The sequence below is a fragment of the Bradyrhizobium sp. 33ap4 genome (assembly GCF_032654765.1).
GTDB lineage: Bacteria > Pseudomonadota > Alphaproteobacteria > Rhizobiales > Xanthobacteraceae > Bradyrhizobium > Bradyrhizobium australafricanum.
Genome location: NZ_JAUMTJ010000043.1, coordinates 1 through 26,493 on the forward strand (window position 1 = coordinate 1; position 26,493 = coordinate 26,493).

Consider the following 26,493-nt stretch of genomic DNA (forward strand, 5'->3'; position numbering starts at 1 on the left):
TGACGAAGGAAAAGATGCGCCGACCTATCGCCTATTTAAACGCCTCCCTTGACAAAGCCCATACAAGGAAACCGCGCATGGTGGGCAGGAAAGTGCGGCGGGCTCTATGGGGATTTGAGCTCTGCAGGCGACCTGGCCGATGGAGTTCGAACCGGTGCAGCGGTCGGCACGACGCTGTCGCTATCATTGAATGGGCGGTGGGCGGCGTCGAACGCGATCAATGATGGACGGATGGGCGACGACCGATGAGCGTTCAGGTGCGCTCCGCCGTGGCCGGTCGATGAGCGGCGGGCATGGCGAGCAGCTTTGCAGAATGACGGTTGCGCGCTCATGACGTATCGATCCTGATGGCGCGGGTTGGCGCGGTCTGTTGATGGCTGGGCGTTGCGCCTCGCTCAAAGACCTCGATGACGATCATGCGACCGCCGCAGCATGGGCACGGCGGCTTGCCGGCGGCGATGGTCTCGGTGGGCTCATTCTCACGATCGCTGACGGCGAGCAGTTCTCTGATATTAAATCGCTTTAATGCGCTTTGGAAGCTGCACCCGCAACAGGCCGGCGACGGCCGCGGGCCAATCCCGGCGCAGCATCAGTGCGGGATTCTCCTTCAGCTTCCTGAACTGGTCGGGATGCTCGTGCAGCGCCAGCACGTCGCGCGCGCGTGCGATATTGTCGGCGCAGGGGCCCCGCGCCAGCAGGCCGTAGTGGCGGATGCGGTGCAAGCCCTTTGGCAACACGTGGATGAGGAAGCGGCGGATGAACTCGAAGGTGGCGAGCGTCATCCGCTTGTGACGATTGCGGCCATCGACCCGATAATCCTTCCATCTGAAGGTGACGCCTTGCTGGTCGAGGGCGATCAGGCGGCTGTTGGCGATGGCGACGCGGTGTGTATAGCGCGACAGATAGGCCAGCACGGCCTGTGGCCCGCCGAACGGACGCTTGGCATAAACGACCCATTCCGTCTTGCGCGACGCTGCAAGCAATGCGGCGAATGATTGTGCTCCGGCGAGATGAGCGTCGTTACCGAAGAAGCTGAGGCGCCCGGCCTGGTGGAGGGCAGCAAGGCGACCCAGGAACAGGCGCCGGAACAGTCGTGAGAGCACGCGCACCGGCAGGAAGAAGCCCGGCCGGCAGAGTACCCAGCTCTGACCATCGAGGGAGATACCGCCGCCCGGCACGATCATGTGCACATGGGGGTGGTGGGTCATGGCCGAGCCCCAGGTGTGCAGCACCGACGTGATGCCGATCCTGGCCCCTAAATGCTTCGGGTCGGCGGCGATCGTCAGCATGGTCTCGGCCGAGACCTTGAACAGCAGGTCGTAGATGGCAGCCCTGTTGTGATAGGCGATGTCGGCGATCCGAGCCGGCAGCGTGAACACGACGTGATAATACGGCACCGGCAGCAGCTCGGCTTCGCGATCGGCGAGCCACTGCTTCGCCGCAGCGCCCTGGCACTTCGGGCAGTGCCGATTGCGGCATGAGTTGTAGGCGATCGACGTGTGGGCGCAGTCCTCACAGCGCGCGACATGGCCGCCGAGGGCTGCCGTGCGGCAGCGCTCGATCGCCGACATCACCTTCAACTGGTCGAGGCTGACGTGGCCGGCATGGGCCTTGCGCCACGCCGGACCATGGCTGCGGAGGATATCCGCAACCTCCAGAACCGGGCGGGACACGGGCGCCGTCAGCCGGGTGGCCGAGCCTCCTTCATCTTGATCGCGATGTGTTCCAGCGGACTCATCACTTCGCTGATCGTCTTGGTGGCGACCCGGGTATAGAGCGCCGTGGTGTCGAGCTTGGCGTGACCGAGCAGCACCTGGATCACGCGCACGTCGATGTTCTGCTCCAAGAGATGGGTGGCGAAGCTGTGCCTCAGGGTATGCAGCGACACGCGCTTGTTGATCTCCGCCATCTGCACGGCGGCATGACAGGCACGATTGAGCTGGCGCGTGGTCATCGGCTGCGCCGGATCGCGGCCGGGGAACAGCCAGCCCTGCGGCCGCGCCGCCTTCCACCAGGTCCGCAGCAGATCAAGCAGGTGCGGCGACAGCATGACGTTGCGGTCCTTGCCGCCCTTGCCCTGCTCGACGCGGATAATCATCCGCTTGCTGTCGATGTCGGCGACCTTGAGCGAGACCACCTCGGCGGCGCGCAGGCCGGCGCCGTAGGCCACGCTCAGCGCCGCCTTGTACTTCAGCCCCGGTGCCGCATCGAGCAGCCGCGCCACTTCCTCTGGGCTCAGCACCACCGGCAGCTTGCGCGGCTCGTGAATGACGTGGGTGTGCTCGACGATCTCGTGGCGCTTGAGCGTGACCCTGAAGAAGAACCGCAGCGTCGAGACGGTCTGGTTGATGGTCGGCACGCCAACGCCGCTCGATGCCAGATGCAGCTGGTAGCGCCGCACGTCCTCAAAACTCGCCGTATCAGGTGATCGTCCGAGAAACGCCGCGAAGTTCTTGACCCGTTGCACATAGTCATGTTGGGTCTTCGGCGCGAACTTCCGGATCGTCATGTCTTCGATCATGCGCCGGCGCAGCGGGCTCACTGCCTCGTCGGTCATGGGGATGCTCCTGTTTTGAGTGAAGGTTGCGAACCCCTCATCTCAAGACAGGACGCCTCGTTGCGCTATCCTCTCAGCCGTGCTGCCAGCCGTCGTGCCCTACCGCGCGAGCGGTTTAGTCCTTTGGCCCAAGGCCGACATGCAGCGCGTCGGTTTCGACGTCAGCTTCCGAGACCGAAGCGGACGTGACGAATCTATGAGCACAGGTCCTAATTACGCACGCGACGGCGCATCCGCGAGCGAGCTCAGCGCGATCCCACCGACGATAAGGGCCGCGGCAATCGCCAGCGAGAGATCGATCGGCTCGCCGAGCAAGAGGGCTGCGGTCACGATACCGACGATCGGCGTCGCCGTGGTGCCGAGCGAGGTGGTCAGTGCCGGCAGGCTCTTGTTGACCATGGACATCGCCCAATAGGCCAACGCCGTACCGATGAAGCCGGAATAGAGGAACAGCAGCAGGAGGTGTGGCGACCATTTCACCTCGGGCACGCCTTCGGTGACGAGCGCCGACATCGTCAGCACCAGCGTCGCGACCAGCACCTGCCACAGCAGCAATTGCAGCGGCGTCGCGATCCAGCGGTGCGAGCGGATATAGATGATGTTCGCGGCCCAGCAGATCGCGGCGATGATGATCATGCCGGCGCCGGCGAGGACATGCAGATTGCTCCAGTCCAGCGACGCCGGGTTGAGGATCACGCCGAGCCCGGCGAGTCCCAGCGCGACGCCGACAGGCTTGAGCGTCCCGAGCCGTTCGGTGCGCGCGGCGGCCGCGGCAAGCGCGACCCAGAGCGGCGTGGTGTAGCCGAGCACGACGCCCTTGCTGGCCGGGAGATAGCGCAGGCCGGCGGCGACCAGCGTCGAGAAAAACGTCATGTGCAGCAGCGCCACGCTGAGCACGACCGGGACATCGGCGATCCGCGGAATGATCAAATTGCCGCTGGCGCGCAGGATCACCAGCAGCGCGATCAGGGCGACCCAGCTGCGGATCGATGCGGTCCACAGCGGCGGCACCGCCTCGACCAGCGATTTCGTGACCGACCAGTTGATGCCCCAGGCCAGCACCACGACGATGAACAGGGCGGCGGCCTTGGCGGGGGAGAGTGACTGGTTCGCGGCAGGATCCTTGCAGGCAATACCGCTTGTGAATAGGATCATGCTGGCTCTCTCGAAAGAGCCAGATTTGGTAGAATAGTGGAGCCAGATTGATCCTCGCCGAATTGCTCGCGCTGAAGCGATCGGACGATGCCGGGCTGGCCGCGCAGTTGACCCAGCAGCTGCGCGCGCTGATGGCGAGCGGCCGGATCAGGAGCGGCGCCATGCTGCCATCGAGCCGCAGCCTTGCGGCCGAGCTCGACGTGGCGCGCAACACCGTGACGCATGCCTATGAGCAGCTCGTCGCCGAAGGGTATCTGCGGGTCGCGGCGCGGCGGCGGCCGGTTGTGACCGACGATATCGAGGCGCGCTTCGCCAAGGCTCTGCCCGCGCCACGCCGTGATGCCGCCCGCAAGCCGCTGCTGTCGCCTTGGGCGTTGCAGCTCTCCGATACGGATTGGCCGCTGTCCTACCAGGCCGATTTCCGGCCGCTGCGTCCCGGGCTTGCGGATGCACGGGAGTTTCCGCACGAGATCTGGGCGCGCTGCCTGCGTCGCAGCGCATTGCGCCGCCGCTTCAATGACCAGACCGTGGTCAACCGGCCGAGCCTGCGCGAAGCCTTGCGCGATTATCTCGAAGTCAGCCGCGGCGTGCGCGCCGAGGCCGATCAGATCCTGGTGCTGCCGACGGCGCAGGCGGCGCTGACGCTGATCGCCGCGACCACCATCGTCGCCGGCGATGCGGTGTGGACCGAGGATCCCGGCTATCCCGGTGCGGCGGCGGCGTTTCGTGCCGCCGGTGCAAACGTCGTCGGTGTCAGCCTCGATCAATGGGGCATGATGCGGACGCGCGCGACGCGCGCGCCGAAGCTGATCTTCACCACGCCCTCGCATCAGCACCCCACAGGGCGCGTGATGCCGGTCGCGCGCCGCACCGAGCTGTTGGCTTCTGCCGAGCCCGGCAAGACCTGGATCGTCGAGGACGATTACGACGGCGAGTTTCACTATGACAGTCGCCCGATGCCGGCGCTGCAGGGGCTCGATCGCGAGGGACGCGTGCTCTATCTTGGCACCTTCGCCAAGGCGATGACCGCCGATATCCGCATCGGCTATCTGGTGGTGCCGCCATCACTGGCGCGGACGATGGAGATCGCGCAGCGCCATCTCGGGCTGATCGCCTCCGTGCATGTCCAGGAGGCGCTGGCCGGCTTCATGGCCGACGGGTATTTCCTGGCGCATGTCAGGCGGATGCGGCGGATCTATCGCGCGCGCCGCGATCACCTCGCGGCGGCGCTGGCGCGGCAGCTCGGCGAGGTGCTCACCGCCGAGGTGCCGCCGGGCGGCATGCAGCTGATTGCCCGTTTCAAGGATGGCCGTGCGGACCGGGATGCTGTGACGCGCCTGGTGGTCGCCGGCGTCGAGGTGCGCGCACTGTCGAGCCTCGCGCTGGAGCGGCCGCGCGACCACGGCCTGTTGCTCGGCTTCGCCGCCTGGCGCGAGAACGAGATCGGCGCCGCGGTGCGGATCATGGCGAACTGCCTGACCGGCAAGCGCACGGCGCGCGGGCAAAGGGACGCTCGCACGATTTCGGAATAATGGAAGATATCCCTGAGTTGCCCGACGTGTCAAGTTGCCTTGTCGAGCGCCGGCGGCCGCCGGCACCTTTGCATGGGGTTGTTTTCGATATTTTTTAGCACGCCCCTGCGACGGCCCTCGTGCGGGAGAGGGACGCCGCCCAGATGCTGCTACGGCACGACCCGTCTCGCTGTGTCGCAGGCTTACTCCGCGGCCTTGGTGACGATCCGCACCTCCGACGTCAGCGTCTTGTGCACCGGGCACTTGTCGGCGATCTCCATCAGCCGCTTGCGCTGGTCGGCGTCGAGGTCGCCCTCGATCCTGATGACGCGGTCGATCTGGTCGAGCATGCCTTCGCGCGTCTCGCACTCCTCGCAATCCTTCGCGTAGATCTTGCTGTGCGTCAGCGTTACGGTGACGCGACCGAGCGGCAGCGACTTGCGGTCGGCATACATCCGCATCGTCATCGAGGTGCAGGCGCCTAGCCCGGCCAGCACGAAGTCGTACGGCCCGGGGCCGGAATCCTGGCCGCCGACCGCGACCGGCTCGTCGGCCAGCATGCGATGCGGGCCTGCCGTGACAATCTGCTGAAACTTGCCGGCGCGGGTCTCCTGCACCACGACATTGCGCGGCGCACTGCCGGTATCTGCCGCCGGTTGCGGCGCGATATCGATATAGCGTTCGGCCCAGGCGCCGATCACGTCGGCGACGTAGGCGGCATCCTGTTTGCCGCTCAAGAGATGGTCGGCCTCGGCCAGCGAGACGAAGCTCTTGGGGTGCCTGGCGGCGCTGAAGATATGCGTGGCGTTGTCGATGCCGACGGTGTCGTCGGTCGGCGAATGCATGATCAGCAGCGCCTTGTGCAGCTGCTTCACCTGCGCCATCAACTTCTGCTCGGCGACGTCGTCGAGGAATTCGCGCTTGATGCGGAACGGGCGGCCCGCGAGCGAGACTTCGCCTTCGCCCTGCGTGCGAATGTCCTCGATCCGGTCTCTGAAGAAATGCGTGACATGGACGGGATCTGACGGCGCGGCGATGGTCGCGACCGCCTTGGCCTCGGGGATTTGACCCGCGGCGGCGAGGATCGCGGCGCCGCCCAGGCTGTGGCCGATCAGGATCGCGGGCGCTGTGCGCATCTCGCGCAGATGGTCGGCGGCGCGGACGAGATCGGCGACGTTCGACGAGAAGGTCGAGTTGGCGAACTCGCCCTCGCTGGAGCCGAGGCCGGTGAAGTCGAAGCGCAGCGTGGCGATCCCCTTGGCCGCGAGCGCGACCGCGATGCGCTTTGCGGCCAGCACGTCCTTGCCGCAGGTGAAGCAGTGCGCGAACAGCGCATAGGCCTTGATCGGCCCGTCGGGCGTATCAAGCGCGGCAGCAAGCTGATGGCCGCCAACACCGGTGAATTGAAAGCGTTCGTGCGGCACGGGCAGGCTCCATCATCTTGTTGGTGTGTCAGTCGCCAGAATAGCGCTGTTCGGCCCAGGGATCACCGCGATTGTGATAACCGCGCACCTCCCAGAAGCCGGGCGCGTCCTCGGTGAGGAATTCGATGCGCTGCAGCCACTTCGCGCTCTTCCAGAAATAGAGGTGGGGCACCACGAGCCGCACCGGGCCGCCATGCTCCTGCTCCAGCGGCTTGCCCGACCAGCTATGGGCGAGCAGCGCGTCCTCGGCGGCAAAGTCTTCGAGCGGCAGGTTGGTCGTATAGCCGTCATAGGAATGCAGCGCGACGAAGCGCGCGTCCTCGCGCGGCTGGCAGGCGGCGAGCAGGTCGCTTGTGGCGAGCCCTTCCCACTGGTTGTCGTAGCGCGACCAGGTCGTGACGCAGTGAATGTCGGAGACGAATTGCGTTTGCGGCTGCGCCATGAACTGCTGCCAGGTCCAGTAGATGGTCTGCTCGACCGCGCCGTAGACGTCGAGCCGCCAGCGCTCCTGGGAGATGTTCGGCATCAGCCCGAGATCGAGCACCGGCCAATCCGCCGTCAGATGCTGGCCCGGCGGCAGGCGCTGCTCCTCCGGGCGGGTGACCTTGCCGGTGAGGAATTTGCCTTCGCGCGCCCAACGCTGCTTGCTGCGCGTCAGCTTGCTCTCGGGCGGTTCGTTATCGTCGGTCATCGCGTCAGGCCATCATTCGTGGCGATGCATCGCGGAGTCGCGCTTGGTATCGCGCATCGTCGAGTAGATCAGCAGCGACAGGAAAATCATGCCGCTGAGATAGTAGTAGAACCAGTCCTCATGCCCGATGCTCTTGAAATAGAGCGCGACCGCCGGCGCGGTGCCGCCGAAGATCGACACCGTGATGGCGTAGGGCAGGCCGACGCCGAGCGCGCGGACATTGGTCGGAAACAGCTCGGCCTTCACGATCGCGTTGATAGAGGTGTAGCCGGCGACGAAGATCCAGGCGCCGCAGATCAGAAGGAAGGCCACGAACGGCGACTTGGTGTCCTTCAGCGCGGTCAGGATCGGGATCGTGCCGAGCGTGCCGGCGATGCCGAAGAAGATCAGCAGCGGCTTGCGGCCGATCTTATCGGAGAGCCCGCCATAGATCGGTTGCAGGATGGTCGCGAAGATCAGCGAGCCGAAGATCACGAAGGTGGTCTGGTCCTCGGTGAGGCCGACCGACAGCTTCACGAAGGTCTGCATGTAGGTGGTGAAGGTATAGAACGCCGCGGTGCCGCCGGCGGTGAGGCCGACCACCAGCAGCAATTCGCGCGGATAGTTCAACAAGCCGACGATCGAGCCGGTCGGTTTGGAAACCTTCTTGGCCTCCTCGAAGGCCTCGGTCTCATGCAGGCTGCGGCGCATCACCGCCGCGACGATCGCGAGCATGGCGCCGATCACGAACGGAATCCGCCAGCCCCAGGCCTTCAGCTCGTCGGGCGTCAGGAACACCTTTTGCAGCAACAGCAGCACGATGATCGCGGTGAGCTGGCCGCCGATCAGCGTGACGTACTGGAAACTGGAATAGAAGCCGCGGTGCTTGGGATCGGCGACCTCGCTGAGATAGGTGGCGCTGGCGCCATATTCGCCGCCGAGGCTCAGGCCCTCGATCACGCGGGCCAGCGCCAGGATCGCCGGGGCCGCGATGCCGATCGAGGCATAGGTCGGCGTCACCGCGATGATCAGCGAGCCGAAGCACATGCAGACCACCGAGAGCGTTAATGACAGCCGCCGGCCATAGCGGTCGGCGATGAAGCCGAACAGCCAGCCGCCGAGCGGGCGCATGAGGAAGGTCGCGGCAAACAGCACGGCCGCATTGAGCTGCTGCACCACCGGGTCGCTGTGCGGGAAGAACGCCGGCGCGAAATACAGCGCAAACGCCGTGTAGGCGTAAAAATCGTACCACTCGACGAGATTGCCGACCGAGCCGATGAAGATCGCCTTCACCCGCCGCTCGACATCGTGGATGTCGAGATGATCGCTCGCGGGCTGAGCGGTTTGTTCGGTCATTGCATTGCTCCCGGACTCGTCGGTTCGATTCCGGGGCAAGCTACCTCATTGGGTGACGCGATGTAACCGCTGTCGGGTTCCTCAGGCGTTGTTGCCGAACAGAACGGGCAGTTGACGCGGGCCGCGGACCGTGCCTTCCGACCAGGTGACCTTGCCGGCCGGATCGAGCCGGAAATCAGGGATTCGCTTCAGCCATTCCTCGATCGCGACCTGCATCTCCATCCGCGCCAGGTTGGAACCGACGCAGCGGTGGATGCCGAGGCCGAAGGCGGCGTGGCGGTTCTCCTTGCGGTCGATCACCACCTTGTCGGCATCGGGGAACATGGCGGGATCGCGATTGGCGGCGGGGAAGGACAGCAGCACCATGTTGCCTGCCTTCACAGGGCAGCCGGAGATCGTGGTCTCCTTCATCACCTCGCGCGCCATCGTCACCGGCGAATAGGCGCGCAGGAATTCCTCGATCGCGGTCGGGATCAGCGCCGGCTCCGCAATCAGGCGCTCGCGATCGGCCGGCGTCTTGGCGAGGTGCCAGAGCGAGGAGCCGATCGCGCTCCAGGTGGTGTCGATGCCGGCGATCAAGAGCAGCCGCAGCGAGCCGAGCACATGCTCGTCGGTGAGCGGCTGGCCGCCGGGGCCCTTGGCCCGCAGCAGCTGCGAGATCAGATCGTCGCCCGGCTCGAGCTTGCGCTGCTCGAGATGGGCCACGAAGTAGCCGGTCATCTCGCGCACGCCGTTCATCAGCTCGTCTTCGTTCTTGATGCCGAGCTCGAGGATCTGGTGGATCCATTTGATGAACAGGTCGCCGTCCTTCTCGGGAATTCCCAGCATATGGGCGATGGCGCGCACCGGGATGTGCTTGGTGTAGCGCGCGGCGGCGTCGCAATGGCCATCGGCGATGAATTCGTCGATCAGCTCGTTGCAGATCGCGCGCACCCGCGGCTCCAGCCGCTTCATCGCGTCCGGCGTGAACGGCGGCAGCAGCACCTGCTTGGCGGGCTTGTGCTCCGGCGGATCGGAGGTGATCGGCGGCGCGCGAGCGGTGATCTCGGGGCGGATGTCGCGCACGATGACGCGGCGCGAGGAGAAGTGCTCGGTGTCGTAGGCGATCTCCTTCACCGCCTGATAGGTGGTCGGCATGTAGCAGCCGAGGAAGCGCTCGGTATGCACGACGGGCGAAGCCGCGCGCAGCGTCTCCCAGATCGGGAACGGGTCGTCGGTCCAGACCGGATCGGTATGGTCGAAATCATGGACCCAGTCGGAGACCGGGGGATGTTCGGGCAGATAGCTTGCGGACGGGGAATCGGACATCAGCTCGTTTCCTTCTCGTTCGATCAAACGCTGGTTGGCTCAACGGGCGGCGCACGGCCGTCCCCGGCTGGCCGTCATTCCTCGGTGACTTCGATCGCGATTTCCGGGCAATTGGTCTGCGCGAGCCAGGCCTTGTCCTCGAGCCCGGCCGGGACCGTCCCGTCGCCGACCTCATGGGCGTTGCCGTATTCGTCGAGCTCGAACAGTTCGGGGGCGAGTGATTTGCAGCGGGCGTGACCCTGGCACTTGTCCTGGTCGACGCGGATTCTGAGCTTGGACATGCAAGCACCTCCCTCGGCTCTGGCGCATTGTGGGTTGCGCCGGGTTCCTCATTCCGGTTTATGCAAGCCTTGTTTAGGCAAGTTCTTGTTTAGGCAAGTTCTTGTTTAGGCAAGTTCTTGTTTAGGCAAGCTCTTGGCTTGCTTGGGCGGCCGGCCTCTTAACCGGATCACCAAGTTATAGTATATTACATTATCGTCGCGCTTGCGCGTCAAGCGAAAATTCAGCGATCATTGCCGCAATGGGACAAATCGTTCGTAAGCCGTTCAAAACCTACCACCATGGCGACCTCCGCGAAGCCCTGATCCAGGCCGCGTTACGCGAGGTCGAGCTCGGTGGTCCCGAGGCGATCAGCATCAAGGCGCTGGCCAAGCAGCTCGGCGTCTCGCAGCCGGCGCCGTACCGGCATTTCGCCGACCGCGAGGCGCTGCTGGAGGCGGTGACCGCGGAAGCATTCCGGCAGTTCAACGTGATCATGCGCGAGGCGATCGAGCAGTCGAGCAAGGGCTCGAAGCTGTCGCGCTTTGCCCAGGCCGCGCTCGCCTTCGGGCTCGAGCGCCACGGCATCTACCGGCTGATGTTCGCGTCGCGCACCATGGCCTGCGCGCCCAAGGGCAGCGAACTGCACACCGCGGCGATGGAAACGCTGGCACTGCTGATCGAGTCGTTCGAGGCGCCCGCGGTCGGCCTGCTGCGCGAGCGGCAGGCGCTGAAGATCTGGGCCGGGCTGCACGGCATCGTGATGCTCGCCGAGCAGGGACTGCTGACCGGCGAGTCCGCGCAGATCAGCCGCGAGGAGTTGCTGGACGAAATCGTCGAGCAGACCAAGGCGGCACTCACCGTGGCGCTGCAGGCGACGGAGGATAAGGCGTAGGGCAGATCGTCTGCAGCCTATCCCTTCGTCCCATAGAGATAGATAGCCCCTGGATTGCGAGGAGCTCGCGACAAAATTGCAGAGCAATTTTGCGCTGAAACGACGAAGCAATCCATCGTTCTGCGCGCTCGGTGACAGATTGCTTCGCTTCGCTCGCAATGACGAAGTGGAGGGTATCGCCCGCCTCTCCACCATAAGGGTCAGGATCGCGGCGGCCGCGGATCGATCGGGGTGGTGCCGCGCACGCCCAGAATGTCCTCCAGCACTTTCGCGCCGGCCAGCAGCTGCGCCTCGGCGCGCGGCTTTGCGACCATCTGCAGGCCGACCGGCAGGCCCGAGGCGGTGAAGCCGCAGGGCAGCGACAGCGCCGGGCAGCAGGCCAGCGTGATCGCGTAGACGATGCCGAGCCATTCGACGTAGTTGTCGAACTTCTTGCCGTCGCACTCGGCGACATAGCGGTTCTCGACCGGGAACGGCGCCACGATGGTCGCGGGCGCCAGCAGCAGGTCGTACTTGTCGAAGAATTCGAGCGTACGCGCCGTCATCGCGACGCGCTGCGCCTCGGCGCGTTCGAGCTTCTCGACCGTGAGCTTCAACCCTTCCTCGATGTTCCAGATCACCTCGGGCTTCAGCAGATCGCGTTTGGTGCGCAGCAGTTCGGCCTTGCTGATTGCGAAATCGAACGCGCGCAGCACGTGGAAGCATTCATGGGCTTCGCTGAAATCGGGATGCGCCTCCTCGACGATCGCACCGGCTGCCGCGAACCGCTCCGCCGCCTTGCGGGTCACCGCCTTGACCTCGGGATCGACCGGCGTGATGCCGAGATCGGGCGAATAGGCGATGCGCTTCGGCCTGCTGCCTGACCGCGCCGCCGACAGGAACGACGTCGGCAGTGCGGGCAGCGACAGCGGATCGGCGGCATGCTCGCCGCTCATCGCGTCGAGCAGCAGCGCGAGGTCCTCGACATTGCGCGCCATCGGTCCCTGCTGGCCGAGCGTGCGGTCGACGCCGAATTTCGGCGTCTGCGCGACGCGGCCGATCGACGGCCGGAGGCCGACGATGCCGCAGAAGCTCGCCGGGTTGCGCAGGCTGCCGCCCATGTCGGAGCCGTGCGCCAGCCACGCGGTGCCGCTCGCAAGTGCCACCGCGGCGCCGCCGGAGGAGCCGGCGGCCGAGCGCGATGTGTCCCAGGGATTGCGGGTCGGGCCGAACACCTCGTTGAAGGTGTTGGCGCCGGCGCCGAATTCCGGCGTGTTCGACTTGGCGTAGATCACGCCGCCATTCTCTTCGAGACGCTCGACCAGGATGTCGGATTTCGCCGGGACGTTGTCCTTGAAGATCGGCGAGCCCAGCGTGGTCAGCACGCCGGAGACGGCGGTGAGGTCCTTGATCGGAACCGGAAGGCCCGCGAGCAGGCCGCGCTCGCTGACCGGTTTCTGCATCAGGGCCTTGGCGTGGGTGCGGGCGCGGTCGAAGCACAGCGTCGGCAGTGCGTTGACCTTGCCGTCCACCTCGGCGATGCGCGTCTCCAGCACGTCGAGCAGATCGAGCGGCGTAACGTCACCGGCCTTCAGCTTCTCGACGACGGCACACGCCGTTTCCTTCACCAAGCCCTGATCAGCCATGCGCCGTTGCTCCTATGCCTTCTGTTTGCTTGTGCTGTAGAACATTTCCTGCCGTCGTGGCAATGCGACGAGAACCGAAGGGACAGGGATGGCAGCGTTGTTTTCCGCGCTGGACTGGCGCGCGATGAGCCAGCAGGAGCGTGACCTCGGCTTGAACAACGGCGTTGCCGTCAAGGGCAGCGCCGAGATCGCCGCCGGCTGGGAGCAACGCTCGGCGGCACTGCGGCAAAAGCACGCCGGCCGTCTCGACCTCAGATACGGCTCGCGCGAGCGCAACCGGATCGACTTCCTGAAAGTTCGCGACGGCGCGCCGACGCTGCTGTTCATCCACGGCGGCTATTGGCAGACCCATGCCAAGGAAGTGTTCACGACCTTCGCCGAGGGGCCGATGGTCCACGGCATCAATGTCGCGCTGATCGGCTATACGCTGGCGCCGGATGCGACGCTCGACGACATCGTCGCCGAAATCCATGCCGGCATCAACTTTCTGGCCGGGCAGTTGCCCGCGCTCGGGGCCGCTGCCGAGGGCATCGTGGTGTCGGGCTGGTCGGCCGGCGGACATCTGACATCGATGGCGCTGTCGAACGGCCATGTCCGGGCCGGCATGGCGATCTCGGGAATCTACGACCTCGAGCCGATCAGGCATTCCTACCTCAACGAAAAGCTGAGGCTCGACGAAGCGGCGTCGCGGCGCAACTCGCCGATGATGGCGGAGGGCGGCACGGCAAAGCCGCTGTCGCTGGTAGTCGGCAGCGCCGAATTGCCGCTGCTGCGCAAGCAGACCGCCGATTTCGCCGGCCATCGCGCCCGCTACGGCTTGCCGGTGACCTATGAGGAGATCGCCGGCGTCGATCATTTCTCTATCATGAACCAGATGCTGGCGCCGCAGGGCCGCATCACGACGCTGATCCGGCAGCTGTTCGAGCGGACGGCGTCGTCCTGAGGTGCGAGCCTCTTCGGCGAGCCTCGAAGGATGGCGCAGCCCGTGGCCCATCCTTCGAGACGCCGCGCTACGCGCGGCTCCTCAGGATGACGGCGGTACAAGCGGAGGGGCGATTTCTAACCCCATCCCGACGTCAGCCCGCCATCCACCGTGTAGATCACGCCCGACGTATAACCCGCGCGGTCGGAGGCGAGGAACGCCATCAGGTCGCCGATCTCGCGTGCATGTGCGGGCCGGCCGAGCGGCAGGCCCTTCTGGAATTCCTTGTAGCGGTTCTCGTCGCCGAACTGGTTCTTGGCGCGGGTCTTGAGCAGCGTGACGTGGCGGTCGGTCCCGACCGGGCCGGGATTGATGCCGACGACGCGGATATTGTCGGCGAGGCTCTTGCCGCCGAGCGCGCGGGTGAACGCCATCAGCGCGGCATTGCCGGCGCTGCCGCAGATGTAATTGGCGTCGAACTTCTCGCCGGCCGCGCCGATGTCATTGACGATCACGCCTCCGCCGCGCGCCTTCATCTGGGCGTAGATCGCGCGCGTCAGATTGACGTAACCGAACACCTTGAGCTCCCACGCATGCCGCCAGGTCGCCTCGTCGATCTTGTCGATCGAGCCGCCGGGGATATCGCCAGCATTGTTGACAAGGATATCGATGTCGGCGGCCTCCCCGGCGAGGCGCGCGAGATCCTCGGACTTGCGCAGATCCACCACGCTGGTCGCGGCAGATATCTGGTGCGCGGAGCGCAGCCGCTCGGCGAGCGCCTTGAGCTGGTCGCCGTTGCGGGCGGCGAGCAGGAGGTTGGCGCCTTCCTCGGCAAAGGCTTCGGCGGCGGCCGCGCCAATGCCCTTGGAGGCGCCGGTGATCAGGACACGCTTGCCGCGCAGATGCAGATCCATGGGATGTCTCGCTTGGTATGAGGAGTGGGTGTCGGCGAATTTGGTGGGGCAGGGTCGCGCCGCGGTCAACACTGCACTGCAGCGTTGCGCTCGCGCAAAGTTTGGTCCATTGCAGGACCATCAGAATAGGCGGCATTGCCGGCCGGGCAAATCACAAGGGTGTTCTCGATGAGCAGCGCAAAGAAGCAGTATCGGATTGCGGTCATTCCCGGCGACGGCATCGGCAAGGAAGTGATGCCGGAGGGCCTGCGCGTCATCGAGGCGGCGGCCAAGAAGCACGGCGTCGACGTGAAGTTCGACCATTTCGACTTCGCTTCCTACGACTATTACGAGAAGCACGGCGAGATGATGCCGGCCGACTGGAAGAACCAGATCGGCAAGCATGATGCGATCTATTTCGGCGCGGTCGGCTGGCCGGCGAAAATACCCGACCATATCTCGTTGTGGGGATCGCTCATAAAATTCCGCCGCGAGTTCGACCAGTACGTCAATTTGCGCCCGGTGCGGCTGATGCCCGGCGTGCCGTCGCCGCTGGCGAACCGCAAGCCCGGCGACATCGATTTCTGGGTGGTGCGCGAGAACACCGAGGGCGAATACTCGTCCGTCGGCGGCCGCATGTTCCCGGACACCGACCGCGAATTCGTCACCCAGCAAACCGTGATGACCCGCACCGGCGTCGACCGCATCCTGAAATTTGCGTTCGATCTGGCGCAGTCGCGGCCGAAGAAGCATCTGACCTCGGCGACCAAGTCGAACGGCATCTCCATCACCATGCCCTACTGGGACGAGCGCGTGGAGGCGATGGCAAAGAAATATCCCGGCGTGAAGTGGGACAAATACCACATCGACATCCTGACCGCGAACTTCGTGCTGCATCCGGACTGGTTCGACGTCGTGGTCGGCTCCAACCTGTTCGGGGACATCCTCTCCGATCTCGGCCCGGCCTGCACCGGCACGATCGGCATCGCGCCGTCGGGCAACATCAATCCGGAAGGCGACTTCCCCTCGGTGTTCGAGCCGGTCCATGGCTCGGCGCCTGACATCGCCGGGCAGGGCATTGCCAACCCGATCGGCATGATCTGGTCGGGCGCGATGATGCTGGAGCATCTCGGCGAGAAGCAGGCGGCGGCTGCGATCGTCGGCGCGATCGAGCGCACGCTCGGCGAACGCACGCTGCGCACGCGCGATCTCGGCGGCAATGCCGACACCACGACGTGCGGCAAGGCCGTCGCGGAGATGTTGGATTAGGCTGCGCCGTCAAGCACGGGGTCGTCCTGGCGAAAGCCAGGACCCATTACCCCGAGTGCTTGTTGTGTTGCTGGGTCTGACCACCGCCCTGCGCGATGACGCAGGCCGGTGGTAATGGGTCCTGGATCGCGCTCGCTACGCTCGCTTGTCCAGGACGACGTCGTTATTGATTGCTTCGCAATCTGCGTAGGGCGGGTTAGCCACCCTACGGCCACTGTCGTCCATGCGAAAGCAGGGACCCATAACCACAGGGTCTCGTTGTTGGGGCTCGCTGTGCCCCCAGCCTTCGTGACAATGGGCAGTGATGGTTATGGGTCCCGGCTCGCGCGGAGCCTGTCATCGGGCGGCGCTTTGCGCCGACCCGTTGGCTTGGCCGGGACGACGGTGAAATTACCCCTTCACGATCCTTCGGCAGTGCTCCCACGCCGCGTGGATCAAATTCTCGCTCGCCTCGGGCGTGCGGAAGGCGGAGTGCGCCGACAGCGTCACGTTCGGGATCCTGGTCAGCGGGTGATCCTTCGGCAGCGGCTCGATGTTGTAGACGTCGAGGCCGGCGTGGCGGATGTGGCCCGAATTGAGCGCATCGATCATCGCCTGCTCGTCGACGATCGCGCCGCGCGCGGTGTTGATCAGCACCACACCCTTTTTCATCTTCGCGATCTTGTCGCGCGTGATCAGGCCGCGGGTCTCGTCATTCAGCAGCAGGTGGATCGAAACCACGTCGCTGCTCGCCAGCACGGTGTCGAGATCGACGAATTCGACACCCGGATGGCTCTTGGCCGACCGGTTCCAGGCGATCACCTTCATGCCGCTGCCGAGTGCGATGCGGGCGACCTCGGCGGCGATGCCGCCGAAGCCGACCAGGCCGAGTGTCTTGCCGGTGAGCTGCATGCCGTCCTCTCGCAGCCAGTTGCCGGCGCGCATCTCGCGGTCCATCTGCGCGATCACGCGCGCCGACGACCACATCAGCGCGATCGCTGACTCCGCGACCGCAGTGTCGCCATAGCCCTTGATCAGGTGCACGGAGATACCGAGCTCGGCAAGCTCTTCCGGGTTCATGTAGCTGCGCGCGCCGGTGCCGAGGAATACGACGTGCTTCAGGCCGGCGCACTTCTTCGCAACATCGGTCGGCAGCGCGGTGTGGTCGACCACCGCAATCTCGGCGCCGTCGAGCACCGCCGGATAGTCCTCGGACTTGATGTCCGGGTTGCGGTTGATCCGCATCCTGGGATCGCCGGGCTTTTCCAGTCGTTCCGTGATGACAGCAAGCGATTCATTGGCGTCGACAAACACTGCGCGCACGAAAGCCTCCATCCGATGAGGAGAAATGATGATCAGGACGCGACGCCGGCGAGCGCCAGCACCGTATGCATCAGGACGTTGGCGCCGGCGGCGCAATCTGTCTGCTTGGCATCTTCCAGCTCATTATGGCTGATGCCGTCCTTGCAGGGCACGAACACCATTGCTGCCGGCATCACCGTGTTGAGGTTGCAGGCGTCGTGGCCGGCGCCCGAGGTGATGCGGCGGTGCGAATAGCCAAGCTGCTTGGCGGCGTTCTCGACCGCGTCGACCAGCTTCGGATCGAAGTGCGTCGGCGCCTTGCGCCAGACGAGATCAAGCTGCACCTCGACCTTGCGCTTTGCTGCGATCTCGCTCACAGCGGCACGCAGGTCGCGATCCAGCGCATCCATGATCCCAGCGTCGGCGCTGCGGCAATCCACCGTGAAGGTGATCTCGCCGGGGATGACGTTGCGCGAGGGCGCGGCGATCACGGCCTCGCCGATGGTGCCGACCGCCTTCGGGCCGTGCTTCTTCGCGATGCTCTCCATCGCCAGAACGATCTCGGACAGCGTCGCCAGCGCATCGCGGCGCAGCGGCATCGGGGTCGAGCCGGCGTGGCTCTCGAAGCCGGTGATCTTGCCGTCGTACCACAACACGCCCTGGCCGGAATCGACCACGCCGATGGTCTTGTTCTCGGCCTCCAGGATCGGACCCTGCTCGATATGCAGCTCGACGAAGCTGGTGAACTTCTGGCGGCCGACCGGGGCGTCGCCGCGATAACCGATCGTGTCCAGCGCCTGCGCCACCGTGACGCCCTCGGCGTCCTTGCGCGACAGGATGTCGTCGGTGGTGAAATCGCCGACATAGGCGGCCGAGGCCATCATCGCCGGCGCAAAGCGCGAGCCTTCCTCATTGGTCCAGTTGCAGATGCAGATCGGCAGCTCGGTCTCGATCCCGGCATCGTTCAGCGTGCGCACCATTTCGAGCGCCGCCAGCGTGCCGAGCACGCCGTCATATTTGCCGCCGGTCGGCTGGGTGTCGAGATGTGAGCCGACGCCGATCGGCGGCTTCGACATGTCCCGTCCTTTCCTCAACCCGAACATCGAGCCGAGTGCGTCGACCTGCACCTCGAGGCCGGCGTCCGCGCATGCCTTGCGGAACCAGTCGCGCACCTGCTTGTCTTCGGCGCTCAAGGTCAGCCGCCGCACACCGCCCTTGGGCGTTGCACCGAACTGCGCGGTTTCGTGGATGGTGCCCCAGAGGCGGGCGGAATCGATCTGCAGGTTGGTGGCGGCTCGGCTCATGTCGTCAGTCCATTTTTATTTTCGTCATTCCGGGCGATGCGTCAGCATCGAACCCGGAATCTCGAGATTCCGGGTCTGGTCCTTCGGACCATCCCGGAATGACGTTCGATTATCCGGCAATCGTTCAATGACGCGCCACTCTCGCGCCGTCAACCGCCACGCTCGTCTGCGCGATCTGCCTGGCGAGATTGGCGACGCGCTCGATGGCGACCGCATCGGGCGAGGCGAGCCAGCTCGCGGTGAAGGTGAGGGGCGGCAGCTTGAGGTCTGTGTCGAGCAGCAGCAAGCGCCCGTCGGCAAGCTCGTTCTCGACGATCGCCGCGGGGATCACCGCGATGCCAAGCCCTTCATTGGCCATGTGGATCACGGTCGCGAGCGAGGTCGAGGCGTGCAGCCGGATCGGCGGCAGATCGGGGGCGTTGAACAGCGCGCGTACGGTCTCGTAGGGCTGGGTCTTGCGCGGAAAGGTGATGATCGGAAACCGCGCCAGGTCCTGCCGCGCCACCGGGCCGTCGCCGAGGCCGAGCGCCGGGCTCGCCAGGAAACCGATCGGGTAATCGCACAGCACGTGGTTGTGCGCGCCGGACGCCGAGACCGGTCCAAGCACGAAGGCGAGCTCGATCTCCTGCGCCAGCAGCCGCTGCGTCAGATTGGGCGTGATGTCGACCTCGATCTCCAGCGACAGGTTCGGGTAGACCTCGTTGACGCTTTTGACGAGGCGCGGCAGCCAGGTGTGCACGATGGTCTCCGCGACACCGAGCCGCAGCGCGCCGCGCATCGCCGAACGGTCGCCGACCTCGGCCATCATCTCCGAACGCAGGCCGATCAGCTTCTCGGCATAGATCATCATCAGCCGCCCGCTCGGGGTGGGCGAGGCCACCCGGTGGTCGCGGTTGAGCAGCTTGACGCCCATCTCGCGCTCGAGCTGGGCAATGCGCTGGGAGATCGCCGGCTGGGTGGTGTTGAGCCGCTGGGCGGCGCCGCGGAAGCTGCCGAGCTTGACGACCCAGAGAAATGTCTCGATCGAGCGGAAGTCCGTCATTGGAAGCATTTTCCCGATCGATAAATCTGCTTTATCGATTTTGATTAGAAAGGACGATTAGACATTATATCACGCTTGGTGTTGGTTTGTCCTTGTCGAGATTATGGGCAGGAGAATCCCATGACTGTTTTTGCGGCAGTGCAGCGATCTCAGGGGGAGCCAGTGCCGGCGAGCGTCGAAGCGCGCCGCGCCTGCCGTGACGGCGTGGCCTCGGCCACCACAGCCGGCCTCGCCAACGGTTTCGTCCAGGGCAATCTCGCGATCCTGCCGGAAAAGCTCGCCGGCGCCTTCCACCGCTTCTGCCAGCTCAATCCGAAGCCGTGCCCGATCATCGGCATGTCTGACGTCGGCGATCCCCGCATTCCGGCCCTTGGTCTCGACCTCGACATCCGCACCGACGTGCCGCGCTACCGGGTCTGGCGCGACGGCGAGGTGGCGGACGAGCCGACCGACATCACCAAATACTGGCGCGACGATCTCGTCACCTTCGTGCTCGGCTGCTCCTACTCGTTCGAGGAGGCGCTGCTGGATGAGGGCCTGCCGATCCGTCACATTGAACGCAATCTGCGTGTGCCAATGTACCGCACCAATATCGCCTGCAGCCCGTCGGGACCGTTCGCGGGACCCATGGTGGTGTCGATGCGCCCGTTCAAGCCGGCGGATGCGATCCGCGCGGTGCAGATCACCTCGCGCTTCCCGTCGGTGCATGGCGCGCCGGTCCATCTCGGCCATCCGCATGCGATCGGCATCAAGGATATCGCCAAGCCCGATTACGGCGATGCGGTACCGGTCGCCGATGACGAGATCCCGGTGTTCTGGGCCTGTGGCGTCACGCCGCAATCGGTGATCGCAAGTGCGAAGCTGCCGTTCGCGATCACGCATTCGCCGGGCCTGATGCTGGTGACCGATCTCAGGAACAAGCAGCTCGCTGTGCTCTGAATAGGCAATTCGTGCAATTCATTGAGGCTTTACTGCGCGCTACAAGCGTCACATCGATTATAACAAGCTGACCAAGGGGAAATTTCGATGACGATCTCTCGCCGTAACGTGTTGCTGGGTGCCACTGCCGCTGCTGCGCTCGGTCCGATGGCCGCGCGCGCGCAGACCAGTGAAGTGGCAATCGGCGTGATCTATCCGCTCTCGGGCGCCAGCGCCCAGATCGGCGTCGATGCGCAGCGCGCGTTCGAGACCGCGGCAGACATCATCAACAAGAACTATGACTTCGCATTGCCGCTCGCCAAGGGCGAGGGCCTGTCCGGCCTCGGCGGCGCCAAGGTCAAGCTCGTGTTCGCCGACCACCAGGCCGATCCGCAAAAGGGCCGCGCCGAAGCCGAGCGCCTGATCACGCAGGAGAAGGTCTGCGCCGTGATCGGCACCTATCAGAGCGCGGTCGCTGTCACCGTCAGCCAGATCTGCGAGCGTTACGGCGTTCCGTTCCTCTCGGCCGACAATTCCTCGCCGAGCCTGCATCGGCGCGGCTTGAAATACTATTTCCGCGCCTCGCCGCATGACGAGATGTTCTCGACCGCGATGTTCGACTTCTTCGATGCGATGAAGAAGAAGGGCCAGAAGATCGAGACGCTGGCGCTGTTCCACGAGGACACCATCTTCGGTACCGATTCGGCGAACGCGCAGACCAAGCTCGCCGCCGAGCGCGGCTACAAGATCGTGGCCGACATCAAGTACCGCGCCAACTCGCCGTCGCTGACCGCCGAGGTGCAGCAGCTAAAGGCGGCGAATGCCGACGTGCTGATGCCGTCGAGCTACACCACCGACGCGATCCTCCTGGTCAAGACCATGGCCGAGCTCGGCTACAAGCCGAAGAACATCATGGCGCAGGACGCCGGCTTCTCGGAAAAGGCGACCTACGACGCGGTCGGCGACAAGCTCGAGGGAGTGATCTCGCGCGGCAGCTTCTCGCTCGACCTGGCGCAGAAGCGGCCGATGGTCGGTCTGATCAACGAGATGTACCGCGCCAAGTCGGGCAAGGACTTCAACGACTATTCATCGCGCCAGTTCATGGGCCTGATCGTGATGGCGGACGCCATCAACCGCGCCAAGTCGACCGACGGCGACAAGATCCGCGAGGCGCTGGTCGCCACCGACATGCCGGGCGATCAGACCATCATGCCGTGGCGGCGCGTCAAGTTCGACGAGATGGGGCAGAACAACTTCGCCGATCCGGTGCTGTTGCAGTACTCCGCGAAGAACTTCGTGACGATCTTCCCGGAACAGGCCGCCGTCTCCGAGGCGATCTGGCCGATGAACAGCTAATCGGTCGGGCGCCAGAGCGTCCGTTCCGATCGTATCGGAACGGAGCTCTGGATTCTTGTTGCGACGCGTTTTCCTAGCGCGAACCGGTATCCACTTCGCTCGAAAACGCTATTGAGGGGGCAAGCGGCGGTGACAGCCGAAGACATCATTCAGAGTCTCGCATGTTCCGTCATTGCGAGCGAAGCGAAGCAATCCACGTCTCCGCGAAAAGGAAGCATGGATTGCTTCGTCGCTTCGCTCCTCGCAATGACGGGGGCTAAAGACAATGGTCGGAACATGGAGCGTCGACGGTGACAGCCGAGACCATTATCCAGAGTTTGGCGAGCGGCCTGTTGATGGGGCTGCTCTACGGACTGATCGCCGCAGGCCTCGCATTGATCTTCGGATTGATGGACGTCGTGAATTTCGCGCACGGCGAGTTCCTGATGATCGCGATGTACGCGACCTTCTTCCTGTTCGCGTTCTTCGCGATCGATCCCTTGCTCTCGGCGCCGCTGGTCGCCGCGGCGCTGTTCGTGTTCGGCGCGGTGGTCTATCTGTTGATCGTCCGCTTCGCGATGCGCGCCAAGGCCAATGCTGGCATGGTGCAGATCTTCTCGACCTTCGGGCTGGCGATCGTGATGCGGGGCCTCGCCCAGTTCTTCTTCACGCCCGACTACCGCAGCGTGACCAACTCCTGGGTCGGCGGCAAGACCGTGTCGATCGCCGGCATCTATCTGCCGGAGCCGCAGCTGATCGGCGCGATGCTGTCGATCGCGGCCTTCGTCGCGCTCTACTTCTTCATCAATCGCACCGATTTCGGCCGCGCGCTCGAGGCGACGCGCGAAGACGCCGGCGCGGTGGCGCTGGTCGGCATCGACAAGAACCGCGTGTTCGCGCTCGGCTGGGGCCTCGGTGCGGCGCTGGTCGGCCTCGCCGGCGCCATCATGGCGATCTTCTTCTACGTCTACCCCGACGTGGGCGCGTCGTTCGCCCTGATCGCCTACGTCACCGTGGCGCTCGGCGGCTTCGGCAGCGTATTCGGCGCCTTTGCCGGCGGCATCATCGTCGGCCTGGTGGAAGCGACCACCGCGCTGATCCTGCCGCCGTCGCTGAAATCGGTCGGCATCTATGCCGTTTACCTGCTGGTCGTCTTCATCCGCCCGCGTGGCCTGTTCGGATCGATGTGATGGACACCCAGTTCGCCCAACGCCGCAGGCGTGACCTGATCGTGGCGGCCTGCCTCGCGGTGATCGCCGCGCTGGTGCCGCTGTTTGTCAAGGACGTCTACGTCCAGAACATCATGGTGCTGACGCTGATGTATGCGGCGCTGTCGCAGAGCTGGAACATCCTGTCCGGCTATTGCGGACAGATCTCGCTCGGCCATGCGCTGTATTTCGGGCTCGGCGCCTATACCACCGCGCTCTTGTTCACCAAGTTCGGCGTGCTGCCGTGGTTCGGCATGCTGGCGGGCGGGGCGATCTCCGCATTGATCGCGATGGCGCTCGGCTACCCCTGCTTCCGCCTGCGCGGGCATTATTTCGTGATCGCGACCATCGTGATCGCCGAGATCGCGCTGCTGTTGATCCAGAACTGGGATTGGGCCGGCGCCGCGCTCGGCATCGACATCCCGGTGCGCGGCGACAGCTGGCTGAAATTCCAGTTCACGCGCTCGAAGCTGCCTTACTTCTACTTTGCGCTGGCGCTGGCCTGCATCGCCTGGTTCGTCACCTGGTGGCTGGAGGATTCCAAATGGGGCTATTGGTGGCGCGCCGTGAAGGACAATCCCGATGCCGCCGAAAGCCTCGGCGTGGTCGTGTTCAATTCCAAGATGGGCGCGGCGGCGGTCTCGGCCTTCCTCGTTGCGGTCGGCGGCAGCTTCTACGCCCAGTTCGTCTCCTACATCGATCCTGAAAGCGTGATGGGCTTCCAGTTCTCGCTGCTGATGGCGCTGCCTGCGGTGCTTGGCGGCATCGGCACCTTGTGGGGCCCGGTGCTGGGCGCGGTCATCCTGATTCCGCTCACCGAGCTGACGCGCTCGTTCATCGGCGGCTCCGGGCGCGGCGTCGACCTCATCGTCTACGGCACGCTGATCATCGTGATCTCGCTGGCGCTGCCGCGCGGCCTGGTCAGCGTGTTCTCCCTGCGCAAGGGAGCTGCACGATGACGGCGCTGCTGGAAACGCGCGGAGTATGGCAGCGCTTCGGCGGCCTCGTCGCCAACAGCGATGTCTCGATCTCGGTCGGGCGCGGCGAGATCGTCGGCCTGATCGGCCCCAACGGCGCCGGCAAGTCGACGCTGTTCAACCTGATCGCGGGCGTGCTGCCGCCGACCCAGGGCTCGATCATCTTCGACGGCGAGGACGTGACCAAGCTGCCGGCGGCGGAACGCTGCCAGCGCGGCGTCGGGCGTACCTTCCAGGTCGTCAAGAGTTTTGAGACCATGACCGTGATCGACAACGTCATCGTCGGCGCGCTGATCCGCAACACCAAGATGCGCATCGCGCGGCAGAAGGCCTACGAGGTGCTGGAGTTCTGCGGCCTTGCGGCGCGCGCCGACAAGCTCGCCGCCGACCTCGTGCCGTCGGAGAAGCGCCGGCTCGAGGTGGCCCGCGCGCTCGCGACCGAGCCGAAGCTGCTGCTGCTCGACGAAGTCCTCACCGGGCTGACGCCGGTCGAGGCGCAGACCGGCGTCGAGCTGGTGCGGAAGGTCCGCGCCGCCGGCATCACCGTGCTGATGGTCGAGCATGTGATGGAGATCGTGATGCCGCTGGTCGATCGCGCCATCGTGCTGAATCTCGGCAAGGTGCTGGTCGAGGGCAAGCCGACTGAGGTCGTCCGCAATCCGGAAGTCATTTCTGCCTATCTCGGGGATCGTCATGCTGTCGGTGCGTGAAGTCACCACCGCCTATCAGGGCCTGGTCGCGATCTCCTCGGTGTCGATCGACGTCACCAAGGGCGAGATCGTCTGCGTCGCCGGCGCCAACGGCGCGGGCAAGTCGACGCTGTTGAAATCGATCGCCGGCGCCGAGCGGCCGCGCGCAGGCACCGTCACCTTCGACGGCAAGCGCATCGACGGCCAGCCGCAGCACGTCATCACGTCAAGCGGCATTGCTTACGTGCCGGAGAACCGCCGGCTGTTTCCGCGGCTCTCGGTGCGCGACAATTTGCGCCTCGGCAGCTATCTCTACCGCAGTCAGTCTGACCGCGACGCGCCGCTCGATCTGGTGTTCAAGCTGTTCCCGCGGCTTGGCGAACGGCTCGACCAGCGCGCCGAGACGCTGTCCGGCGGCGAGCAGCAGATGCTTGCGATCGGCCGCGCGCTGATGACGCGGCCGCGGCTTCTGATGCTCGACGAACCGTCGCAGGGCATCATGCCGAAACTGGTCGACGAGATATTCCAGGCCGTGAAGCGCATCCGCGACGCCGGCATGACGGTCCTGATCGTCGAGCAGCGCATGGCCGAGTGCCTCGAGATCGCCGACCGCGCCTACATCCTGCAGACCGGCCGCGTGCTGATGCAGGGCACCGCCGCCGAGATCAGCGGCAATCCCGACGTGCGCAAGGCGTATCTGGGGCTGTAGCGACGGAATCTCCACGCTCGTACCTCCAGCGACAAAGGCTTTGCCTTTGCGCGGGGATGACGCCAGTGCATGCGGTGCGCGCAATCCAGCCCGTAGCCCGGATGAGCGCAGCGACATCCGGGGCGTCCCGCATATCGCTGCGCTCATGCGGGCTACTGATCCAGCCGACGCAGCCTACTTGCTCTCGTCGATCTTCTCGACCTTGGCGGCGAGGTCCGGCACGCGGCTGACGCGATAGGTCGCGTTGCTGCAGGTCAGCGTCCAGGCCTCGTTGTCGGGCTTCGAGAGCTTGTCGTCCCGCTCGGCCTTGAGCGGCTTGTCGCAGGCATAGCCTTGCGCGCGCAGCTGGGTTGCCAGCATGCCTTGCAAGGTCTCTTCGGTCCGTCCGTCCGACGCCGCAAGGCCGACGGCGAACGGAATCGCTAACGCCAAGCCTGTGAACCTCATCATGACTGTCTTCCGCATATCGATCCTCCGCTTGATCTAGTGAGGGTGATCCGGCAGCACGAGCCCGAACGTCCTGGTCAAATCCGCCACCTGGTCGGGCGACAAATAGCGCGGGTTCAGGCCGCGCAGCAGCAGATAGAGCTTTGCGGTTTCCTCCAGCTCCTCGGTCGCGAACACCGCCGTTTCCAGCGTATCGCCCGACACGACGGGCCCATGATTGGCGAGCAGCACCGATGAATATTTCCCGGCCAGTCCCCGGATCGCGTCGGCAACGGCCGGATCGCCGGGGCGATAATAGGGCACCAGCGCGGTCTGGCCGCACTTCATGACGTAATAGGCGGTCATCGCCGGCAGCGCGGCGCGCGGGTCGATCTCGGGCAGCATCGAGAGCGCGACCGAATGGGTCGAGTGCAGGTGCACCACGGCGCCGGCGGAGGCGCGCGTCTGGTAGAGCGCGGTGTGCAGCGGCACTTCCTTGGTCGGGGCGTCGCCGGAGACGAGCCGGCCGTTGCCGTCGAGCCGTGACATTTTCGCCGGATCGAGGAAGCCGAGCGAGGCGTTGGTCGGCGTCACCAGCCAGCCGCCGTCCGCGAGCCGGACGCTGATATTGCCCGAGGAGCCCGGCGTCAGGCCGCGCTCGAACAGCGAGCGGCCGAAGCGGCAGATGTCCTCACGAAGCTTTGTTTCGCTCATCCGGTTTCGCTCGCCGCGCCATCTTTGGCGCTATCCGTTTTCCGCTT

Annotated in this window: 24 protein-coding genes and 1 pseudogene; 10 read left to right on the forward strand and 15 right to left on the reverse strand. The window is 65.1% G+C overall.

Going from position 1 to position 26,493, the window contains the following annotated elements; translation table 11 throughout:
- Positions 1–328 precede the first annotated feature (328 nt).
- The 3 genes and pseudogenes from Q2M23_RS28855 to Q2M23_RS28865 form a co-directional block, all read right to left on the reverse strand.
- Positions 329–1,673 (reverse strand): annotated as a pseudogene (locus tag Q2M23_RS28855) (IS91 family transposase).
- A gap of 8 nt (positions 1,674–1,681) precedes the next feature.
- A complete protein-coding gene (locus tag Q2M23_RS28860; protein WP_253587431.1) occupies positions 1,682–2,557 on the reverse strand; it encodes a tyrosine-type recombinase/integrase in 876 nt (291 codons plus the stop codon).
- Positions 2,558–2,770: 213 nt separating this feature from the next.
- Positions 2,771–3,712: a DMT family transporter gene (locus Q2M23_RS28865; protein WP_316397825.1), complete on the reverse strand. Its 942-nt coding sequence runs from the start codon at positions 3,710–3,712 to the stop codon at positions 2,771–2,773.
- A 47-nt stretch (positions 3,713–3,759) separates the two neighbouring features.
- On the opposite strand from Q2M23_RS28865, the gene Q2M23_RS28870 reads away from it, so the two are divergent.
- A complete protein-coding gene (locus tag Q2M23_RS28870) occupies positions 3,760–5,244 on the forward strand; it encodes a PLP-dependent aminotransferase family protein (protein ID WP_316397826.1) in 1,485 nt (494 codons plus the stop codon).
- A 182-nt stretch (positions 5,245–5,426) separates the two neighbouring features.
- Here the strand turns inward: Q2M23_RS28870 and Q2M23_RS28875 are convergent, their stop codons facing one another.
- The 5 genes from Q2M23_RS28875 to Q2M23_RS28895 form a co-directional block, all read right to left on the reverse strand.
- The gene (locus Q2M23_RS28875) at positions 5,427–6,647 is read right to left on the reverse strand and encodes a bifunctional alpha/beta hydrolase/OsmC family protein (RefSeq protein ID WP_316397827.1); all 1,221 of its coding nucleotides are present in this window, start codon (positions 6,645–6,647) and stop codon (positions 5,427–5,429) included.
- Between the two features lie 28 nt (positions 6,648–6,675).
- On the reverse strand, positions 6,676–7,338 hold the full coding sequence (locus tag Q2M23_RS28880) for a sulfite oxidase-like oxidoreductase (protein ID WP_253609641.1): 663 nt from the start codon (positions 7,336–7,338) through the stop codon (positions 6,676–6,678).
- 12 nt (positions 7,339–7,350) lie between these two features.
- Positions 7,351–8,673 (reverse strand): MFS transporter, encoded by a 1,323-nt coding sequence (locus tag Q2M23_RS28885; protein ID WP_316397829.1) that lies wholly within the window; start codon positions 8,671–8,673, stop codon positions 7,351–7,353.
- A gap of 81 nt (positions 8,674–8,754) precedes the next feature.
- On the reverse strand, positions 8,755–9,981 hold the full coding sequence (locus Q2M23_RS28890; RefSeq protein ID WP_141340861.1) for a cytochrome P450: 1,227 nt from the start codon (positions 9,979–9,981) through the stop codon (positions 8,755–8,757).
- Between the two features lie 74 nt (positions 9,982–10,055).
- Entirely contained in the window at positions 10,056–10,262 is a 207-nt protein-coding gene (locus Q2M23_RS28895; protein ID WP_016842874.1) for a ferredoxin, read from the reverse strand.
- A gap of 239 nt (positions 10,263–10,501) precedes the next feature.
- Between Q2M23_RS28895 and Q2M23_RS28900 the strand changes: the two genes are divergently transcribed.
- A complete protein-coding gene (locus Q2M23_RS28900) occupies positions 10,502–11,134 on the forward strand; it encodes a TetR/AcrR family transcriptional regulator (protein WP_076827173.1) in 633 nt (210 codons plus the stop codon).
- A 200-nt stretch (positions 11,135–11,334) separates the two neighbouring features.
- Here the strand turns inward: Q2M23_RS28900 and Q2M23_RS28905 are convergent, their stop codons facing one another.
- The gene (locus Q2M23_RS28905; RefSeq protein ID WP_316397830.1) at positions 11,335–12,759 is read right to left on the reverse strand and encodes an amidase; all 1,425 of its coding nucleotides are present in this window, start codon (positions 12,757–12,759) and stop codon (positions 11,335–11,337) included.
- An 88-nt stretch (positions 12,760–12,847) separates the two neighbouring features.
- Between Q2M23_RS28905 and Q2M23_RS28910 the strand changes: the two genes are divergently transcribed.
- A complete protein-coding gene (locus Q2M23_RS28910) occupies positions 12,848–13,702 on the forward strand; it encodes an alpha/beta hydrolase (protein WP_316397831.1) in 855 nt (284 codons plus the stop codon).
- Positions 13,703–13,818: 116 nt separating this feature from the next.
- On the opposite strand, the gene Q2M23_RS28915 is transcribed toward Q2M23_RS28910, so the two are convergent.
- Positions 13,819–14,595 (reverse strand): SDR family oxidoreductase, encoded by a 777-nt coding sequence (locus Q2M23_RS28915; RefSeq protein ID WP_057017642.1) that lies wholly within the window; start codon positions 14,593–14,595, stop codon positions 13,819–13,821.
- 168 nt (positions 14,596–14,763) lie between these two features.
- Here Q2M23_RS28915 and Q2M23_RS28920 point away from each other — a divergent pair, with 168 nt between their 5' ends.
- Positions 14,764–15,843, forward strand: coding sequence for a tartrate dehydrogenase (locus Q2M23_RS28920; RefSeq protein WP_316397833.1), 1,080 nt, complete (start codon positions 14,764–14,766; stop codon positions 15,841–15,843).
- 390 nt (positions 15,844–16,233) lie between these two features.
- On the opposite strand, the gene Q2M23_RS28925 is transcribed toward Q2M23_RS28920, so the two are convergent.
- The 3 genes from Q2M23_RS28925 to Q2M23_RS28935 form a co-directional block, all read right to left on the reverse strand.
- Positions 16,234–17,145: an NAD(P)-dependent oxidoreductase gene (locus Q2M23_RS28925; protein WP_316397834.1), complete on the reverse strand. Its 912-nt coding sequence runs from the start codon at positions 17,143–17,145 to the stop codon at positions 16,234–16,236.
- Positions 17,146–17,177: 32 nt separating this feature from the next.
- Positions 17,178–18,428 carry a Zn-dependent hydrolase gene (locus Q2M23_RS28930; protein ID WP_057017665.1) on the reverse strand — a complete coding sequence of 417 codons (1,251 nt, stop codon included), beginning with the start codon at positions 18,426–18,428 and terminating at the stop codon, positions 17,178–17,180.
- Between the two features lie 124 nt (positions 18,429–18,552).
- Positions 18,553–19,470, reverse strand: a complete 918-nt coding sequence (locus tag Q2M23_RS28935) for a LysR family transcriptional regulator (RefSeq protein ID WP_057017643.1) — start codon at positions 19,468–19,470, stop codon at positions 18,553–18,555.
- A gap of 120 nt (positions 19,471–19,590) precedes the next feature.
- On the opposite strand from Q2M23_RS28935, the gene Q2M23_RS28940 reads away from it, so the two are divergent.
- The 6 genes from Q2M23_RS28940 to Q2M23_RS28965 all read left to right on the forward strand — a co-directional run bounded on the left by Q2M23_RS28940 (position 19,591) and on the right by Q2M23_RS28965 (position 25,306).
- Positions 19,591–20,409, forward strand: coding sequence for a putative hydro-lyase (locus Q2M23_RS28940; protein WP_057017644.1), 819 nt, complete (start codon positions 19,591–19,593; stop codon positions 20,407–20,409).
- Between the two features lie 87 nt (positions 20,410–20,496).
- Positions 20,497–21,744 carry an ABC transporter substrate-binding protein gene (locus tag Q2M23_RS28945; protein ID WP_316397836.1) on the forward strand — a complete coding sequence of 416 codons (1,248 nt, stop codon included), beginning with the start codon at positions 20,497–20,499 and terminating at the stop codon, positions 21,742–21,744.
- A 290-nt stretch (positions 21,745–22,034) separates the two neighbouring features.
- Positions 22,035–22,913, forward strand: a complete 879-nt coding sequence (locus tag Q2M23_RS28950) for a branched-chain amino acid ABC transporter permease (RefSeq protein WP_026192487.1) — start codon at positions 22,035–22,037, stop codon at positions 22,911–22,913.
- Entirely contained in the window at positions 22,913–23,890 is a 978-nt protein-coding gene (locus Q2M23_RS28955) for a branched-chain amino acid ABC transporter permease (protein WP_253640333.1), read from the forward strand. Before Q2M23_RS28950 ends, Q2M23_RS28955 begins: the two co-directional genes overlap by 1 nt.
- Positions 23,887–24,618, forward strand: a complete 732-nt coding sequence (locus Q2M23_RS28960; protein WP_016842862.1) for an ABC transporter ATP-binding protein — start codon at positions 23,887–23,889, stop codon at positions 24,616–24,618. The genes Q2M23_RS28955 and Q2M23_RS28960 overlap by 4 nt, the downstream gene beginning before the upstream one ends.
- Positions 24,602–25,306 carry an ABC transporter ATP-binding protein gene (locus tag Q2M23_RS28965; RefSeq protein WP_018270525.1) on the forward strand — a complete coding sequence of 235 codons (705 nt, stop codon included), beginning with the start codon at positions 24,602–24,604 and terminating at the stop codon, positions 25,304–25,306. Before Q2M23_RS28960 ends, Q2M23_RS28965 begins: the two co-directional genes overlap by 17 nt.
- A gap of 174 nt (positions 25,307–25,480) precedes the next feature.
- Here the strand turns inward: Q2M23_RS28965 and Q2M23_RS28970 are convergent, their stop codons facing one another.
- A complete protein-coding gene (locus Q2M23_RS28970; RefSeq protein ID WP_057017646.1) occupies positions 25,481–25,756 on the reverse strand; it encodes a hypothetical protein in 276 nt (91 codons plus the stop codon).
- 33 nt (positions 25,757–25,789) lie between these two features.
- Positions 25,790–26,446: an aldolase gene (locus Q2M23_RS28975; protein WP_057017647.1), complete on the reverse strand. Its 657-nt coding sequence runs from the start codon at positions 26,444–26,446 to the stop codon at positions 25,790–25,792.
- Positions 26,447–26,493: the final 47 nt, after the last annotated feature.